9 protein-coding genes and 1 rRNA gene are annotated in these 15,835 nt (G+C 63.8%); 6 read left to right on the forward strand and 4 right to left on the reverse strand.

Annotated features, from left to right (window positions below; all coding sequences use genetic code 11):
- Positions 1-288 (reverse strand): 16S ribosomal RNA (locus BIGA_RS07420); the annotation flags it as partial.
- Between the two features lie 613 nt (positions 289-901).
- Here BIGA_RS07420 and BIGA_RS07425 point away from each other — a divergent pair.
- Positions 902-1,648, forward strand: a complete 747-nt coding sequence (locus BIGA_RS07425; protein WP_033507757.1) for an SIR2 family NAD-dependent protein deacylase — start codon at positions 902-904, stop codon at positions 1,646-1,648.
- An 82-nt stretch (positions 1,649-1,730) separates the two neighbouring features.
- On the opposite strand, the gene BIGA_RS07430 is transcribed toward BIGA_RS07425, so the two are convergent.
- The gene (locus BIGA_RS07430; protein ID WP_051917189.1) at positions 1,731-3,527 is read right to left on the reverse strand and encodes a threonine/serine exporter family protein; all 1,797 of its coding nucleotides are present in this window, start codon (positions 3,525-3,527) and stop codon (positions 1,731-1,733) included.
- A gap of 235 nt (positions 3,528-3,762) precedes the next feature.
- Between BIGA_RS07430 and BIGA_RS07435 the strand changes: the two genes are divergently transcribed.
- Positions 3,763-6,510, forward strand: coding sequence for a phosphoenolpyruvate carboxylase (locus tag BIGA_RS07435; protein ID WP_033507759.1), 2,748 nt, complete (start codon positions 3,763-3,765; stop codon positions 6,508-6,510).
- An 85-nt stretch (positions 6,511-6,595) separates the two neighbouring features.
- Here the strand turns inward: BIGA_RS07435 and BIGA_RS07440 are convergent, their stop codons facing one another.
- Positions 6,596-8,746 carry an alpha-galactosidase gene (locus BIGA_RS07440; protein ID WP_033507760.1) on the reverse strand — a complete coding sequence of 717 codons (2,151 nt, stop codon included), beginning with the start codon at positions 8,744-8,746 and terminating at the stop codon, positions 6,596-6,598.
- Positions 8,747-8,877: 131 nt separating this feature from the next.
- On the opposite strand from BIGA_RS07440, the gene BIGA_RS07445 reads away from it, so the two are divergent.
- The gene (locus BIGA_RS07445; RefSeq protein WP_033507761.1) at positions 8,878-9,114 is read left to right on the forward strand and encodes a cyclin family protein; all 237 of its coding nucleotides are present in this window, start codon (positions 8,878-8,880) and stop codon (positions 9,112-9,114) included.
- A 110-nt stretch (positions 9,115-9,224) separates the two neighbouring features.
- Here the strand turns inward: BIGA_RS07445 and BIGA_RS07450 are convergent, their stop codons facing one another.
- A complete protein-coding gene (locus BIGA_RS07450) occupies positions 9,225-10,886 on the reverse strand; it encodes an RNA-binding domain-containing protein (RefSeq protein WP_033507762.1) in 1,662 nt (553 codons plus the stop codon).
- 344 nt (positions 10,887-11,230) lie between these two features.
- Between BIGA_RS07450 and BIGA_RS09030 the strand changes: the two genes are divergently transcribed.
- The 3 genes from BIGA_RS09030 to BIGA_RS07465 all read left to right on the forward strand — a co-directional run bounded on the left by BIGA_RS09030 (position 11,231) and on the right by BIGA_RS07465 (position 15,628).
- The gene (locus BIGA_RS09030; protein WP_051917178.1) at positions 11,231-11,752 is read left to right on the forward strand and encodes a MarR family winged helix-turn-helix transcriptional regulator; all 522 of its coding nucleotides are present in this window, start codon (positions 11,231-11,233) and stop codon (positions 11,750-11,752) included.
- Positions 11,753-11,813: 61 nt separating this feature from the next.
- On the forward strand, positions 11,814-13,727 hold the full coding sequence (locus BIGA_RS07460) for an ABC transporter ATP-binding protein (RefSeq protein ID WP_051917179.1): 1,914 nt from the start codon (positions 11,814-11,816) through the stop codon (positions 13,725-13,727).
- The gene (locus BIGA_RS07465; RefSeq protein ID WP_081929583.1) at positions 13,724-15,628 is read left to right on the forward strand and encodes an ABC transporter ATP-binding protein; all 1,905 of its coding nucleotides are present in this window, start codon (positions 13,724-13,726) and stop codon (positions 15,626-15,628) included. The genes BIGA_RS07460 and BIGA_RS07465 overlap by 4 nt, the downstream gene beginning before the upstream one ends.
- The last annotated feature ends 207 nt before the right edge of the window (positions 15,629-15,835 follow it).

Here is a 15,835-nt window from a genome sequence, read left to right on the forward strand (position 1 = left end):
GGCTACCCGTCGAAGCCTTGGTGGGCCATCACCCCACCAACAAGCTGATAGGACGCGACCCCATCCCATGCCGCAAAAGCTTTCCCAGAATCCCATGCGGTCATCTGGAGCATCCGGCATTACCACCCGTTTCCAGGAGCTATTCCGGTGCATGGGGCAGGTTGGTCACGCATTACTCACCCGTTCGCCACTCTCACCCCGGCGCAAGCGCCAGGGATCCCGTTCGACTTGCATGTGTTAAGCACGCCGCCAGCGTTCATCCTGAGCCAGAATCGAACCCTCCACAAAAAACCTTGCGAAGACATCCGAACGATGACTCCAAACATAATTGACGAGACCGTTTATAAGGAAAACGATCCACACAAAACCCCGACCCCCATCACAGGCCCCTCGGCCACTCCCAACAAAGGAGCGGGAATCGGACTGGCAATCAAAATGACTCTACAAAGTAGTACAAACACGCTCTTGAGTTCTCAAACCACCACCGCTCGGCCAACCCGAACCACCCCAGCGGGGCGACCCGCGCCGACCGGCAGCAAGGGAATAACTTACACCAACCCAGCCACCAACGCAAACCCGACCAAACCAAACACCCCAAAAACCCCGGAAACACAACCATCCACCGGCGTGTCGCAAACACCCAAAAACCACCATCAAAACCACCGAAACCACCCTCATCGCCACTCTGTGCACCTCGGAAACTGCCGCCCATCGGCGTGTCACCCTCCCAACACCTCACGTACGTGTCGTCATACAGGAATGACGACACGGCTCCGGAGACACCGTAACGTGTGTGTTGCCAGGCAGAGACGACAACACGCACCCGTAGCCGCCGCCAGACGTACGTGCCGATATATGGAGACGACAACGCGTCATCGCGAATCGTGCTAAGCCTGTAGTCATGAAGAAGATCGCAGTATTGACAGGAGCGGGAATCTCCACATCGGCCGGCATCCCGGACTTCCGCGGGCCGGAAGGCGTGTGGACCAAACACCCCGAGCAGCAGAGCGTCTATGACATCGACGCGTTCCTCCATGACCAGCAGGCACGCGAATATTCCTGGCGCTGGCAGAAGGAGTCGCCGGTATGGAACGCACAGCCCGGCGAGGCACACAAAGCGCTGGCCCTCCTTGAACAGGCCGGCATGCTCACACTGCTCGCCACGCAGAACTTCGACGCGCTGCATGAGAAGGCGGGCAACACCGACAAGGTGATTGTGAACCTGCACGGCACCATCGGCACCTCGCACTGCATGACATGCCACGCCAAGTACGACACCGCCGACATCATGGATCGGCTGGATGAACAGCCCGACCCGCACTGCCGTCGCAAGCTGCCGTACCGCGGCAACATGCCCTGCAACGGTCTGATCAAAACCGACGTGGTCTACTTCGGTGAGATGCTGCCGGAAGGCGCCATGGAAACGTCGATGAAGCGCGCCTGCGAAGCCGACGAGTTCTGGGTGATCGGCTCCACGCTGGAGGTGTTCCCGGCGGCCTCGCTCGTACCGGTGGCGGCCCAGGCCGGGGTGCCCATCACCATCATGAACATGGGACGCACACAGTACGATCGGCTGGCCACACGTCTTATCCACGAGGACATCGCCGTGGCGCTGCCTCGTCTGGTCGACGAGACTCTCGCCGAGTGAGGTTCGCACTACCTCAAGATTCGATCATCGGATGCCGGAATATGGCCGATGCGCGATTCGATCCCTGAAGTAGTGCGAACCGTCATACGTCATACCGCCAGGATTTATCGGTGATCACCCGGGCCATGGCCAGCCCGATCGGCAGGCACACGATGACCATGAATGCGCGGAACGCCCAGTCCAACGCCAGCTGGGTGTCGAACTGCCCCAGGTGGAACATCGCGCGGTACAGATACATGCCCGGCACCATGATCACGATGGACGGCACCGTCAGGCAGATACGCGGATAATCCAGGTAGCGCGGCAGCCATCCACGCCGGACCGAGGACCGCCATCCCGCCGCCAGCAGGCCGGCCAGCAGCGCGCCGACGAAGGCGCCGGCCTCGGCCGGCAACCCATAGTCCACAATGATCAGGCGGAACGTATCGGTGATGGCGCCGATGGTGGCCGCCACCAGGCACATGCGCTGCGGGGAGTTGAACAGTATGGAGAATCCCCACACCCCCACAAAGGCGGCCACAAAGCGCAGGCAGTTGTTCAGCAGCGGGTCCAGCCCCAGCGGCTCGAAGCCTCCCGGGTTCAGATGCACCACAAACGCGGTCATCCAACCGGCCAACGTGGCCATCAGGATGATCGCCAACGTATAGCACAGCCGCTGAATGCCGGATGGGAAGTCGATCTTGGCTATATCCAGGCCACCGGTGATGAGCGGGAAGCCCGGAATCACGAACAGCATCGCACCGATATAGGCGGTGTCATGCTGCAACGCCACCGGATCGATCAACCCGATCACGCGCAGCACGCCCGTGCATGCCAGCGCGGCCACGGCCACGCAGACGAAGGTGACGAAGAACTGGTTGAGATGCTTGGCGAACAGCCGTCGGCGCAGCCATTGCCCCAGACCGGCGCCGACGAACGCGCCGACCATGTCATAGATGCCGCCGCCCAACAGGAAGACGAACGCCGCGCAGGCCAGACCGGCAGCCAGTCCCGACTGCCACGGCGCGTACAGCGGTCTGCGACGTTCGATCAGGTCCAGCCGATCATGGACCTGGCGCACGGTTAGCGCCGGAACCTGCCGCTTCGGGTCGGAAGCGGCGGCGATGTGGTCGAAATGTTCGGCGTATCGTTTGGGCGTACGTTTGGCACGCCTGCCGTGGCGATCATCGGATGAGGGGGAGTCGCCGTCGGCATCCGGCGCAGGCCCCTCCGCCGATGCCGTCTTCTCCGCCGGCTCGCCTTCCCGTTCGCCGCCGGCGTCCGATGCCGTCTCCTCCGCCGACGTGCCCCGATGATTCACGCCATCAGCGATCGCCTCGATGACCTCCTGCGCGGTCTCCTGTGCGGCCTGGTCCTTCTCCACCGCCCTCATCAACGAGGTGCGGGCCTCGGGATCGTCCAGATGCTCGACGAGTTCCTCAGATACCACCGATTGTGCGTGATACACCGACCCTTTGCCCAGATGGATGTTGAACCAGTCGGCGAAGTGCTCCAACAACCAGATGCGTTCGGTGTTCACACCGGTGGTCGGCAGGTCGATGACCTCGGTGATGCGGTTCTTTCCGTCCGTGCAGGTGGCCGCGATATCGGTCAGGTTCACGTCGGCGCGCACGTGCACGCCCAACGGATAGGCCACGCGGTGCATCATCTCACGGACCCGGAAGCTGCCGGTTCCCGCGCCCAGGTCCAGCATGCCGACGCGCACGATCACACTGGCTTTGGCGGCGATGCCGGCCTGTGCAACCGGCCGATCCCAATCGCGTTCGATGTCCTCCATATCCAACGGGATGGAGTGGGTGTGGTAGTTGCTGACGGCTGTGGCGGTGCCATCATTCTGTGCGCGGCGGAATCTCACCCTTCCAGTAGTACCGCACGGCATGGCCGAACGCCGGAGCCGCCCGTGACGCGGACCGACGGCGAATACCGGTCGCACGGACTGTACGGTATGCGAACGCGTGTCGCCATACGCTCAAGGTCAAGTCGTACAATGAACGAGACAACCGCCGGGCCTGCGGCTTTGGGTTCGCAACGGTCGGCCAACACAACCGCGGAGGAGCCGCGGATGGCCGACTGACCGAGCAACCGTGGGACGGGGCTAAGGAGGTCCAACATATATGACAGATAACAATCACGCCATCACCGAGGAATTGGCCGTTGTGGCACCGATAGGCACGAAGGGGACCGAGGAGCACGAACTGCCGTCCTCGCTGCGCAACAATATGGAACTGTGCCTGCAGATCCTGCGCGAGGTGCTCAACGAGTTCGATCCCAAGTTGCTGAACATGTTCGACGAGGTCCGTACCGACGCGGTCGAGGCCAGCGCCGAGCATTTCGCCGGATTCCTGGATGATTCGGATCACGGGAACGAAGGCTTGCGCAAGGCGGTCGAGATCATCGACGCGATGAACCTGCACGATGCCCAGTTGATGGCCCGCGCCTTCACCACGTACTTCCATCTGGCAAATCTCTGCGAGGAGAATCACCGTGTGTCCGTGCTGCGCCAGCGCGAATCCGAGGTGGATGAGAACCAGGCCGTCGATCCGGTCAACGAGCTGACCGTGGTCTATCACCAGCTGATCACCGAGATGGGACCGGCCAAGGCCAAGGCCCTGCTGGAGAAGCTTGAGTTCCACCCGGTGTTCACCGCCCACCCGACCGAGGCCCGGCGCAAGGCGGTGGAAGGCAAGATCCGTCGCATCGCCGAACTGCTGGAGGTGCGCCCGCTGCTGGGCGGCTCCGAGAAGCGCGAGAACTATCGTCGCCTGTTCAATGAGATTGACGCGCTGTTCCGCACCTCGCCGATCGAGCACCGCAAGCCGACCCCGGTCGAAGAGGCCAACACGATCATCGACATCTTCGATTCGACCCTATTCGACACGATTCCCCAGGTGTACCGCCGTTTCGACGACTGGCTGCTGGGCGATCAGGCGGGTCTGGTGCCGCCGGCGTGCCCCGCGTTCTTCCATCCGGGCAGCTGGATCGGTTCGGACCGCGACGGCAACCCGAACGTCACCGCCAAGGTGAGCCGTCAGGTGGCCCGCAACTTCAGCGACCATGTGATCGCCGCGTTGGAGGACGCCACCCGCACCGTCGGCAAGAATCTGACGATGGATTCCGAGGCCACGCCCGCCAGTGAGGAGCTTCGTCTGCTGTGGGGCCGTCAGAAGGAGATGAGCGAGCGGCTCACCCAGAACGCCGACCAGCTCTCCACCAAGGAGCCGCACCGCGCGGTCATGCTGGTCATGGCCGATCGCCTGCATTACACCATCGCGCGCGACACGGATCTGATGTACCACAGCTGCGAGGATTTCCTGGCCGATCTGAAGATCGTGCAGCGCTCCCTGGCCGCCAGTGACCCACGTTCGGCCTACGGCCCGCTGCAGGATCTGATCTGGCAGGCCGAAACCTTCGGCTTCCACATGGTGGAGATGGAGTTCCGCCAGCATTCCGTGGTGCATTCGCGTGCCCTGGAGGACATCCGGGAGCACGGTCTGCACGGCGAGCGCGGCCCGCTGCAGCCGATGACGCAGGAGGTGCTCGACACCTTCCGCGCCCTGGGCGCCATCCAGAAGCGCAACGGCTTGAAGGCCGCCGGACGGTACATCATCTCGTTCACCAAGTCGGCGCAGAACGTGCGCGACGTGTATGAGCTCAACCGCCTGGCGTTCTCGAATCCGAAGGATGTGCCGGCCATCGACGTCATCCCGCTGTTCGAGCAGCTGGAGGATCTGCAGAACTCGGTGAACGTGCTTGACGAGATCATCAAGATCCCGGAGATGCAGGCCCGGCTCAAGGCCACCGGCGGCAAGATGGAGGTCATGCTCGGCTATTCGGATTCCTCGAAGGACGCCGGCCCGACCACCTCGATCTTCGCGCTGCATGAGACCGAGGGCAAGATCGTTGAATGGGCGGAGCGGAACAACATCGACCTGACGCTGTTCCACGGCCGCGGCGGCGCCGTCGGCCGCGGCGGCGGCCCGGCGAACCGCGCGGTGCTGGCCCAGCCGAAGGGCTCGGTCAACTGCCGGTTCAAACTCACCGAGCAGGGCGAGGTCATCTTCGCGCGCTACGGCAACCCGACGCTGGCCGTCCGCCATATCGAGTCGGTCGCGGCCGCCACGCTGCTGCAGTCCGCGCCGAGCATCGAGAAGCTCAACACCGAGATGACCGAGAAGTACGCGGACATGACCCAGCAGCTCAACGACGCCTCGCATGAGCGCTTCCTCGATCTGCTTGGCACCCCGGACTTCGCGCCGTGGTTCTCGATCGTCACGCCGCTGACCGAGGTCGGCCTCCTACCGATCGGCTCCCGCCCGGCCAAGCGTGGTCTGGGCGCCAAGTCGCTGGACGATCTGCGTACGATCCCGTGGGTGTTCGCATGGGCGCAGGCCCGCATCAACCTGGCCGCCTGGTACGGTCTGGGCACGGCCTGTGAGCAGTTCGGCGATCTGGATACGCTGCGTCAGGCGTACAAGGAGTGGCCGCTGTTCTCCACGTTCATCGACAACATCGAGATGTCGATCGCCAAAACCGACGAGCGCATCGCCAAGATGTATCTGGCGCTGGACGACCGCGAGGATCTCAACGAGAAGGTGTTGGGCGAGATGGAGCTCACCCGCAAGTGGGTGCTCCGCATCGTCGGCGACGAGTGGCCGCTGGAGCACCGCCATGTGCTCGGCCAGGCCATCCGCATCCGTTCGCCGTACGTGGACGCACTCTCGCTCACCCAGGTGCTGGCGCTCAAGTCGCTGCGCCGCCGCGTGGACAAGGAGGAGCTGAGCCAGAGCCAGCAGGCCGGGTTCATCTACCTCATCCTGTGCACCGTGTCAGGCGTCGCAGCCGGCCTCCAGAACACCGGCTGATCCGGATAGCGTAAGCGAAGGCCCCGTGGGCCCGGGATCGTCATGTTCGACGACCTGCCGCCCACGGGGCCTTCGTTGTTCCGGATCAGACCCGCACGATCTCGATCAGACGGATCGTCTCGGGATGGCAACGGGGGATGCGCACGCCGATCGTGCCCAAGGCCGCGCCGGTGATGGTGGCGTCCGGACCCAACGGGCCCGACTCCGGCAGAGGATCCCAGTCGCGGCGGGACGCCTCCCGCAATACGTCCTCGGGGTCCTCGGCCACCGGCCCCGCCCACCGCAGCCGGTAACGCGCCTTCGGGTCCAGGCCGGGGACACGCAGCCACACGCCACGGTTGGACGGCGACTCCTCGTATTGCACGTGGGCGATGATCGCCCGGGAGGCGTCATCGGCGACGACGCCGTGCGCCATCACGCCCGGATCGGTTACGTCCAGCCGCACGACGCGCTCGGAGTGCAGGAAGTCGCGTTCCTGCTTGTACCAGGCGATCCACTGCGCGATCCGTGCCAGATCGGATTCGCTGGCCTGCCGGATGTCCCACTCGATGCCGAAGGAACCGAACACGGCCGTTGCGGCGCGGAAGTCCAAGGTGTAGGTGCGTCCGGTCTGGTGCGACGTGGTGGCGGAGATATGCATGCCCATGTATTCGGGGGCCACGGTCTGCACGGTCCACCGCTGGATGCGTTGACGGGACAGGGCATCGGTCATGTCCGAGGTCCAGACGCGCTCGACGTGCTCGATGACGCCCAGATCGATGCGGCCGCCGCCCGACGCGCAGGATTCCCACTGGATGTTCGGGAAGCGCCCGCGCAGCGTGTCCAGGAGGCGGTAGTAGGCGACCGTCTGCTCGTGCACGGCGGGGGCGCCGCCGCGCGCGTTCGTGCCGGCTTCGAGCAGGTCGCGGTTGTGGTCCCACTTGACGTAGTCCACGCCGCATTCCTCCAACACCGCGCTGATCTGTTCGAACACGTGAGCGAAGGCGTCGGGATTCGTCAGGTCGAGCACCTGCTGATTGCGATGCGGCAATGGCAGACGACCGGTGGTTTGCAGCACCCAGTCAGGGTGCTCACGGTACAGGTCGGAGTCGGGGTTGACCATCTCCGGCTCGAACCACAGACCGAACTGCATGCCGTGGTCGTGAATGGCGTCGGCGAGCGGCTTCAAGCCATCCGGCCAGACGCTGGGGTCGACCCACCAGTCGCCCAGTCCGGCGGTGTCCGTGCGGCGGGCATGGAACCAGCCGTCGTCGAGCACGAACCGCTCGACACCCAGACGCGCGGCCCTGCCGACCAGGTCCAGCACCACGTCGGGGTCCTGATCGAAGTACAGCGCCTCCCACACGTTCAGCGTCACCGGCTGGCTGGCCGGGTGCGCGGGCAGCGAACGCTCCCAGGCGTGCAGACTGTGCGCCACGCCGTCCAGGCCGTCGTTGCAGGCGGTGATCACGATCCACGGCGTCGTGTACGTGTCACCGGTGGTCAGGACCACCTCGCCCGGTTGCAGCAGCTCACCGGCGAACACCGCGGTTCCGTCCTCGGTGATGCGGTCGACGGCCAGCACCGTGTTGCCGCTCCACGCCGGCTGCACGCCGAGCATGGAACCGGAGCCGAAGCAGAAGCCTTCGGTGCCCGCAATCAGCGCGGTACCTTCGAAGCTGGGCTTGCCGCGGCGGAACTCGCGCACCCAGGTGCCGTCGGCGACCCGGTGGCGCTGGGGCTGGCGCTCGTTCTCATGCCGGCCGGTGAAGTCGATGAATTCGTTCTGGTCGTCGCGCAGGGGAACGCAGACCTCCAGCCCGTCGACCACATAGCTGCCGGGGCAGACGTTGGTCAGCGCATGGCGGATGCGCAGGGACCCGCCGACCATGGGTTCGATCTCGGTGGTCAGGGACAGACCGGCGTTCACGTCGTGCGCGGTCATGGACAACCTGCCGCCGTCGACCGCAGGGGCGTGATCCAGGATGAATCGGGGCGACCAGTCCAATCCGGTGGCCACATCGCCATCGTCGGATATGACGCGGTGCCCCCGCAACGAGGGGCGACCGTACAGTCCCAGCGCATGCTCCGCCAACAGCGGCGTACGGCGGGGCGTCTGCCGGGGCAGCCCGTGGTAGGCGGCCGGATCGGTGCAGCTGACGACGGCCAGGACGTCCGGCAAATCGTCGCCGGCGGTGGCGTCGTCCAGGATGATGCGGGTGATGGGGGAGTCGGTGATGATGGAGGGGAACAACATGTCGAGTCCTTGTTGTGATGGCCGGCGGGATGCCGGCGGAGACCAGCTTGTTGCCGCGCGTCTGGCGACGGGCGAGCGGGTAGGCGGCCGCCGCGCCGACCAGGCAGGTGATGACGGTGGAGCACAGGGTGATGATCACGCTGTTGACGATGGCCTTGAGGATGCCGCCGTCGGTGATAGCCGTGGCGAAGTTGCTCCATTCGAAGTCGAAGCGCAGGAACAGCGAGCTGGACAGGTCGTCCGACGGCTTCGAGGAGGCGCAGATCGCCCGCTGCGCCATCGACGCGGCGCTGCGCCCGGACACCACCCCGGACGTGCAGCTCGTCCCCGCCAAACTGATCGTCCGCCGATCCTGCGGATGTCGGTGACGGGCCATCCGGCTCACGAATCCCCAAATCATTCGAGTTCTAACATGTTAACGGCGAATCCTAACATGTTAGAACTCCCGTTAACGGAATGATAGCGAAGACACGTAGCATCACCCTGCATCACTGTCCAGCACATACCGAGACGAAGGGCCGCTGCCTTCATGCCGGACCTTTCCGGATTCCTCCAACCCCTTCAGCAGCCGATACGCGCTGATGTAGGTCAGATTCAGCAGTTCCATCACCTCCGACGTGCTGACGGCACCACCGTTGCGCCGTGCAAAATCCAGCACCATGTCATTGCGCCGCACCGTATCGACGTCACGCTGCCTGGCATATGACATCATCGCATCGGCACGACGATACACCCGCTCGCCCAGCACATAGCTGCGCACCGAGCCATTGCCCGTCGCCTCCACCAGACCGGATTCCACCAGCTCCTCGACGGTACGCACCACACGGCGCTCCTGCAGATGCGAGAATCCACACATCTGCGCCAACGTCAGTCTCCGATGTTCCTTCAGCAATGACAGCACAATCAATGCCCACACGCTGAGCGGGGCACCCCGCCGACGCTCCTCCTCCGCCACCATGCTGACGAACGCCTCGTCCGGCACCGCCCGACGCAGGAACAGCACCACCTGCGAGCCGTCCGACTGCGAATAATCCGGCAACGGGCCACCGGAAGCCAACGCACCGGCGTAGATCACATCGACACCCCTGCCCGTACGCTCCGCATATCCCGCGGTCTTCAGAATCAACGCGAGCTGCGGATTGCGGGAATGCGGTTGAGCCGTCAGCAACGTCTCCTCGCTCACCCCTTCGATGAAGCCGCCCGGATTAGCCACCGTCAAACCATCATCGTCCACCAGGAACCGCACCGGCCCCATCGCAGCGTAATCCCGGTGACAGAACGCGTTCACCATCGCCTCACGGAACGCCTGGCGGTCAAAATCCGGAATCTCGGTCCTCACCAAGCCGCTCATCACCTCATGGCTTGGGTTCCACGGCTCCAGCAGCGTGTCGATCCGATCGAACATATCAACCAATGGCAGCGCGAACGGATCAACGTTCACGCGCGGCACCGTGCCCGACATCACCTGGAACATCGCCGTGGCCGTCGGCAGGGAACGCCGGATGGCGTCGACGGTCCCGATGGTCAGCAATCCCGCCACGGACGGGCAGGGGCCCTCCGGACCGTCAACCACCAGGTCCAGAGCTTTGTCGAAGTCCTCGTCATCGAACGCCAGCAGCGAATTACCGGCATTGGTTTGCCGGATGTGCGCCCTCAATCGATTCCTGGCCTGCGGATCCAGATCAGACAGCACCGATTCAGGAGCCGGCTGGTCGCTATAGTCATAACTGCGCTGTTGCGAGAGGCGACTGATGAACTGGGAGACAAACAGGGGCACCACTTCCGGCGTACCGTCGGCCTTAAGACGTCGCTGCAGTGTTCTGCCTTTGCTGGTCGATACGATCTGGCTACTATTGCCCACCTCAATGCACACCACCGGCAAGCCATGCTCATGCACCAGCTCGATCCTCGCCGCAACCTGCGGGACCGTGCTGTTGAAGATGAATGCCGCCAGACCATTGACATTGCGATGGCCGTCACTGACGCCAGTTACCGTACCATCGTCCTCAACGCCGAGGTACAACGTGCCGCCTTCGGTATTGGCCAGCGCGACCACATTATCCACAATCTCCGTATCGGACTGCGGCCGTGTGACTTCGCTTTTGAATTCCACGCCCAGCGATTCCCGATCAGGTATCATCACGACCCCTTACATGTTCGCTATCAATAATTCTAACATGTTAACGGAGAATTCTAACATGTTAGGATTCGTGTTAACGGAGTGATAGCGGAGGCGGGGCGCCGCACGGTAACATCAAGTTGCAAATGTACGAAATCGGATTATCATAGATGCTGATTGTCCGAACTCTGACAAAGTAAGCCGCAGCAATCGCCGATTGCCGCGGCTTTCCTGACGTCAGAACCGGATTGGCGTCGAGAACATCGTTGTACGGGACCGCGGTCTCAACCTACCGCGACCTATGCGACCGACACCCACATCCCACTCGGACCGACACGACGTATGACGAGGAAAGAAGGGTGGCCATGTCCGACAACGCGGCAACGCTGTTGGAACGGTTCAATCGTTCCTGGAAGGGGATCGACCGTGTCTACCACGAGATCGCGCGGCGCAGCGGCCTGTCCGATTGCGCGTTCTGGATCCTGTACGCGCTGCGCGACGCTGGCACCACGATGCCGCAGAGCGACCTGTCGCAGGTCTGGCTGTACAGCCGGCAGACCGTGTCATCCACACTGCGACAGCTGGAGGAACGCGATCTGATCACGGTTGAATACGCGACCGGCAGCCGTCGCGATAAACAGATCGGCCTGACCGAGGCCGGCGCGCGGTTCGCGCAGATCTACATCGAACCGGCCATGAACGCGGAGAAACGGGCGCTCACGGCCCTCGACGAACGGGACCGCGACATGATGTTCACGCTCATTGACCACTATGCGACCCTGCTGAACGAGGCGATGGAGACCGTCAGGCTTCCCGACCCGGCCACGTTCGGCGGACCCGAGGCGGACCGACTGACCGCCGACGGGCCGGACGGCGACATCGACTGACACAAGCATCGCCGAAGACCCGGGAAGACAAAGAACGATAAGAAAGGAGAGACCGGAGAACATGCGACTACTGCTGACATTCATCAAGCCGTACAAAGGCCTGACCGCCGCAACGGTGTTCGCGCTGCTGCTCGACGTGGCCGGCGCGCTGTTCATCCCGACCATCCTGGCCGAGATGATCAACATCGGCGCCACCGACGGCGGCGTCGACCACATCATCTCGACGGGCGCGATCATGATGGCCGTGACACTCCTGTCCGGCGCGGCATCGCTGACCGGCAGCTACCTGTGCGCCAAATTGTGCTCCAACGTCGGGCGCGACATCCGCAACGCGATCTACGACTCCTCGCTGGCCTTCTCGGACGGCGACTTCAAGGAGTTCGGCACCGGCTCGATGATCACCCGCACCCTCAACGACGTCAACATCATCCAGCAGGCGCTGATGATGGGTCTGCAGATCCTGCTGCCGGTGCCGATCATGTGCGTGATGGGCGTCACGCTGTCGTTCATGCTCGACGTGCAGATGGGCTGGATCATGCTCGCCATCGTCGTGATCGTCGTGATCCTGGCGGCGCTGATCGTTTGGAAGGCGGCGGGCATCTTCGAGAAGCTGCAGAGCTACATCGACCGCATGAACGTGGTGCTGCGCGAGAACATCACCGGCGTGCGCGTCATCCGCGCGTTCGGCCGCGACCGCCATGAAATCAAGCGCCTCGACAAGTCGTTCTCCGACTACGCGAACAACGCGATCCGCGTCAACTACCTGTTCGCCGGACTCGACAGCTTCACGTTCTTCCTGATGAACATCGCGATCGTGCTGATCATCTGGGCGGGCGGCGACCGCGTCGGCGTGCACGCGATGCAGATCGGCGACATCACCGCGTTGATCGAGTATTCGATCCTGATCCTCTTCTACATCATGATGGCGCAGTTCGTGGCCCTGATGGTGCCGCGTGCGATCATCTGCATCAGCCGCGTGCGCGCGGTCATCGAGAAGCAGCCGAGCATCCGCGACGGACAGCCGACTGAGGCCTCCACCCGCGAGGCCACGCAGGCCTGGATCGGACAGACCGACGACGGCCGGCAGATCGTGCCGCAACCGGACGCCGCAACCGGTGCGATGATGACACTGGAGGAGATGGCCAAGGCCCGTGCCGCCAACAACCCGAACCCGAAGGTCGCCTGTTTCAACCACCTCTCGTTCCGTTTCCCGGATGCGGAGGAGGACACGCTGCACGACCTGACGTTCTCCTGCCGCCGCGGACAGACCACCGCGATCATCGGTCCGACCGGTTCCGGCAAGTCGACGGTCGCCCGGCTGATGCTGCGCCTGCTCGACGCTACCGACGGCCGCGTGCTCCTGCACGGCCGCAACGTCAAGGACATGACCCAGCACGAGCTGCGCGAGCATATCGCCTACGTGCCGCAGAAGGCGTGGCTGTTCTCCGGCACGATCGCCGACAACCTGCGCTATGGCAATCCCGACGCCACGGAGGAGGAGATGTGGCACGCGCTTGAGGTGGCCCAGTCCGGCTTCGTCAAGGAACTGCCGCTCGGATTGAACACCCGTGTGGCGCAGGGCGGCACGAACTTCTCCGGCGGCCAGCGTCAGCGTCTGGCCATAGCCCGCGCGCTGACCCGCAAGGCCGACCTGTATATCTTCGACGACAGCTTCTCCGCGCTCGACTTCGCCACTGATGCAGCGCTGCGCAAGGCGCTGGCCGTTGAGGTCAAGGATTCGGCCATGCTGATCATCGCCCAGCGCGTGAGCACCATCGTGCACGCCGACCAGATCATCGTGCTGGAGGACGGCCATCTCAAGGGCCGCGGCACGCACGAAGAACTGATGCGCACCTGCGCCACCTATCAGGACATTGCCCGCTCGCAGATGCGCGCCGAGGACCTCGCCGAGTTCGAGGCCAGAGCGGCGGCCGACGCATCCGCCGCCGAAGCCGGAAAGGAGGAGACCCGATGACCCAGACCACCGAAACCGACGAGACCCGCCGCGACGAGGCCGCCGCCCGAGGCGACTGCTCGGCCACCGACACCCCGCGCGATCCGATCGTACAGGCCGACCTCGCGCCCGACGAGGAGGAGCTGGAGGTCCCCCGCGACCTGAAGCGCACAATCCGACGCCTCTGGGACGCCTCGCGCGAGCAGCAGTGGCGCCTGTACGTCGTGGGCGTCTCACTCGTGTTCTACGTCATCATCACGCTGGCCGGACCGATCTACACCGCGTATCTGCTCGACCTGCTGTGGGACAAGATCCAGGCCGCCTTTGCAACCGGCGAGACGTTCACGATCACGTGGATGGACGGCGGCATCCAGACGATGGGACTGCTGCTGCTGTACACCGTGCAATGGGTGTTCTACTCGGCGCAGACCTTCATCATGGCCAGCTTCGCCGAACGACTGAACCTCAAGCTGCGCAATCAGGTGGGCGCCAAGCTCACCAGGCTGCCGCTCAAGTACTTCGACGCGCATCAGCCCGGACGCATCATCAGCCGCGTGACCAACGATCTGGACAAGACCAGCGAAGTGCTGCAGACCGGTCTGCTGCGTCTGCTCGTGGCCGTCGGCAACGTGACCGGCGCCGTGATCATGATGTTCACGATCAACGTGTGGCTCACGCTGATCTTCCTGGTGTTCGCGATCGGCTCGGGGGTCGTAACGAAGGTCGTGGCACGCAAGACGCTGATCCTGGCCGCCGAACGCCAACGCAGCGTCGGCATCCTGACCGGCCACGTGGAGGAGGCCTATTCCGGACGCGCGATCATCCGCGCGTTCAACCAGGAGGATTCCAGCTCACGCCGCATCCACGAGGCCACGCAGGATCTGGCCGACACGACACGACGCGCCGATTTCATCACGAACGCAATCAACCCGGCCATCCGCCTGATCACCCGCTTCTCGCAGGTGTTCATCGCGGTGCTGGGCGGATTCTTCCTCGTCGCGGGCAACCTGACGATCGGCACGTTCCAGGCCTTCTTCCAGTACATCAACCAGGCCTCGGAACCGCTGACCGAGATGTCGTTCATGATCAACAGCCTGCAGTCGGCCTTGGCTTCGGTGGAGCGCGTGTTCGACATCCTGGACGAGGACGAGATCGAACCCGATCCCGCCGAGCCGGAGCGGGTGGCCGAGCCAATCAGCGGCCGCGTCGACTTCGAGCATGTGAAGTTCGGATACGATCCGGATCGTCCGCTGATGAAGGACGTCTCGTTCACGGCCGAGCCGGGCCACCGCACCGCCATCGTCGGCACGACCGGCGCCGGCAAGACCACGCTGATCAACCTGCTCATGCGGTTCTACGAGATCGACGGCGGCCATATCCGTCTCGACGGCGTGGACACGCATGATATGGACCGCATGGACCTGCGCCGCCACTTCGGCATGGTGTTGCAGGACGCCTGGCTGTTCGACGGCACCATCGCCGAGAACATCGCGTACGGCCGCCCGGACGCCACCCGCGAGCAGATCATCGAGGCCGCCAAGATGGCACGCGTCGACTACTTCGTGCGCACGCTGCCCGACGGATATGACACCCGCCTGTCCAACGACGCGGAGAACATCAGCCAAGGGCAGCGCCAGCTGCTGACCATCGCCCGCGTCATCCTGTGCGATCCGAAGATCCTGATTCTGGATGAGGCCACATCCTCCGTGGACACGCACACCGAACAGGAGATCGGCAAGGCGATGGACACGCTGATGCACGGGCGCACGAGCTTCGTGATCGCGCACCGCCTGTCAACGATTGTTGACGCGGACCTGATCCTGGTGATGGACCACGGCACGATCATCGAGCAGGGCACGCACGCCGAACTGCTGGCCGCGGACGGCGCCTACGCCAGGCTGTACAACAGCCAGTTCGCGTAGGCTCCGACCGACCACGGCAAATAACCCAACGGTCCCCGATTCCCACATGGACGGGGGCCGTTCGCATAGCATCCGCCGACAATCCGGCCGTACCGCCGATGGATGCCGAAACAACGTCGTCCACCTGATGAACGTCGGCGGCGGCGGGTGGTATCATCTCGATACAACGTTGACGCATCCGCGGGGTGCCGCGGGACCGACTGCAAC

It is taken from the genome of Bifidobacterium pullorum subsp. gallinarum (genome assembly GCF_000741215.1).
Classification (GTDB): domain Bacteria; phylum Actinomycetota; class Actinomycetes; order Actinomycetales; family Bifidobacteriaceae; genus Bifidobacterium; species Bifidobacterium pullorum_B.

What these genes read in the sequence shown, in the direction of transcription:
- BIGA_RS07425 (WP_033507757.1), top strand. Translation starts at nt 902, where the DNA reads ATGAAGAAGATCGCAGTATTGACAGGAGCGGGAATCTCCACATCGGCC.
- BIGA_RS07430 (WP_051917189.1), bottom strand. Translation starts at nt 3,527, where the DNA reads ATGCCGTGCGGTACTACTGGAAGGGTGAGATTCCGCCGCGCACAGAAT.
- BIGA_RS07435 (WP_033507759.1), top strand. Translation starts at nt 3,763, where the DNA reads ATGACAGATAACAATCACGCCATCACCGAGGAATTGGCCGTTGTGGCA.
- BIGA_RS07440 (WP_033507760.1), bottom strand. Translation starts at nt 8,746, where the DNA reads ATGTTGTTCCCCTCCATCATCACCGACTCCCCCATCACCCGCATCATC.
- BIGA_RS07445 (WP_033507761.1), top strand. Translation starts at nt 8,878, where the DNA reads ATGATCACGCTGTTGACGATGGCCTTGAGGATGCCGCCGTCGGTGATA.
- BIGA_RS07450 (WP_033507762.1), bottom strand. Translation starts at nt 10,886, where the DNA reads ATGATACCTGATCGGGAATCGCTGGGCGTGGAATTCAAAAGCGAAGTC.
- BIGA_RS09030 (WP_051917178.1), top strand. Translation starts at nt 11,231, where the DNA reads ATGTCCGACAACGCGGCAACGCTGTTGGAACGGTTCAATCGTTCCTGG.
- BIGA_RS07460 (WP_051917179.1), top strand. Translation starts at nt 11,814, where the DNA reads ATGCGACTACTGCTGACATTCATCAAGCCGTACAAAGGCCTGACCGCC.
- BIGA_RS07465 (WP_081929583.1), top strand. Translation starts at nt 13,724, where the DNA reads ATGACCCAGACCACCGAAACCGACGAGACCCGCCGCGACGAGGCCGCC.